Source organism: Pseudoflavonifractor sp. BSD2780061688st1 E11 (assembly GCF_005844125.1).
Lineage (GTDB): Bacteria > Bacillota > Clostridia > Lachnospirales > Lachnospiraceae > Sellimonas > Sellimonas catena.
Map to the genome: position 1 here is coordinate 1 of NZ_SPHM01000094.1, position 1,726 is coordinate 1,726.

1 protein-coding gene is annotated in these 1,726 nt (G+C 42.8%); it reads right to left on the minus strand.

Annotated elements, in window-relative coordinates; translation table 11 throughout:
- Nucleotides 1–239 precede the first annotated feature (239 nt).
- A complete protein-coding gene (locus tag FGQ85_RS18110; RefSeq protein ID WP_005928045.1) occupies nucleotides 240–1,415 on the minus strand; it encodes an IS110 family transposase in 1,176 nt (391 codons plus the stop codon).
- Between the last annotated feature and the right edge of the window lie 311 nt (nucleotides 1,416–1,726).

Below are 1,726 nucleotides of genomic sequence, written 5' to 3' on the forward strand. Positions count from 1 at the left end.
CGATACTTCTATTGTATCATGTATTGTCTATTTGGAATTTTCTCATTTTGACTTGCACTATTTATATTCTAGCACCAATTCAAATGCTGGCCTTGGAGTAGCGAGGGTGACGGAGAGAACAGCAAAGCAAGCCCAGCCAACCCTCGCAAAAACAGAATAGCATTTGAATGCTTCGGTTTGTCAAGGGTTCGCTGCGCCAGCTAAGTTGTTCTTAGGTTTAACTCAGGCTCTGGAGAAAATCAAGTGACGGCAAGATATGCTTTACCGGACTTCTGCAAAGCGTAAATCAGTCGTACGAGTTTCTTTGTGGCATGAGATAGGGCAACATTGTAGTGCTTGCCTTCAGCTTGCTTTTTGGTAAGGTATTCAGTAAAAACAGGATTCCAGTAGCAGACGTATTTGGTTGCAGTGTAAAGAGCGTATCGAAGATAACGAGAGCCACGCTTTTCCATGTGTGCATAGCAGTTTGTGAGTTTTCCTGACTGGTATGTGGAGGGAGAACATCCAGCATAAGCCAAAACTTTGTCAGGAGAGTTAAAATTCGAAAAATCCCCTACCTCTGCAAGAATCATCGCAGCAGAATGAAATCCCATTCCGGGAATCGAAAGGATCGGCGGTTTCAATTCATCCATGATTTTCCGAATGGCATCTTCAATTTCATTGATTTCGGAGGTAAGTTCTTGAATGAGCTTAATGGTGTGCTTTAATTCCAAAGACTTAGCAGGCATAACAGAACCAATGGATGTTCTGGCTGCATCTCGGATATGAGTAGCTTTATCTTTTCGGTAATGGCCTCTGGATGTTTTCACGAGAATATTAGCTAATCTGGTCAGATGAGCTTCTGAAATCTGCTTTGCACCGGGATACTCACTGAGAAGTGCGTAGATTGAAGTGCCATGGATAGACGAAACAAGCTGTTCCAATTCCGGAAACAGGATTGTAACCAATCTGGACACCGACTGCTTTAGTTTAGCGCGTTCCTGAACTTTATCAAATCGGTATCTCGTGAGTGACTTTAGTTCTTCGTTGTGATATGCTGTATCTGTGTAGGACTTGAGGTCTACATCGGACAACAGCATAGTTGCAATCGTTTTTGCATCCACACGATCGGTTTTAGTTTTGCGAAGACTGAGGCTCTTTCGATACAGGTTGGTATGCAAGGGATTCATGACATAGACGGGCAGATCATTGTCAAGAAGAAACCCAAGGATGTTGTAGCTATAATGTCCGGTAGCCTCAAGCCCTACTTTTATTTTGTCTGATTTTTGAGAACAGTCTTGGATTGTTTGTAGCAGACTTTTGAAACCATCCATGTTGTTGGGAATGGTAAAGCAATCGACAAGGGTCGTTCCTTCCGAATCGAGAATGCAACAGTCATGCTTATCTTTGGCAACATCAATTCCGACACAGACCATTTTATACCTCCGTTATATTATTCAATGCTGCTTAGGACCACAGACTTCTTTGCTCTTGTAACCTCGTTCTAAATAAACCGTCTGGCGGTATCTAACTGATTAACATTTCAACAAAGAAGCTGTGGTTGGAGCCTTCGTCAAACCGTCTTTGCGGTAGGAGGTGTTCACCAATCCACAGCATCCCATACAGTGTAGCATACCGCTGGAGAGCGGTCTATAAATACTACTCTTTTATAGGCGTTTGCGAAACGCCACAAGCCGCATAAATACGGCATTTTTTGCTTTTAAAAACAAATAACTCCTCACCTGAT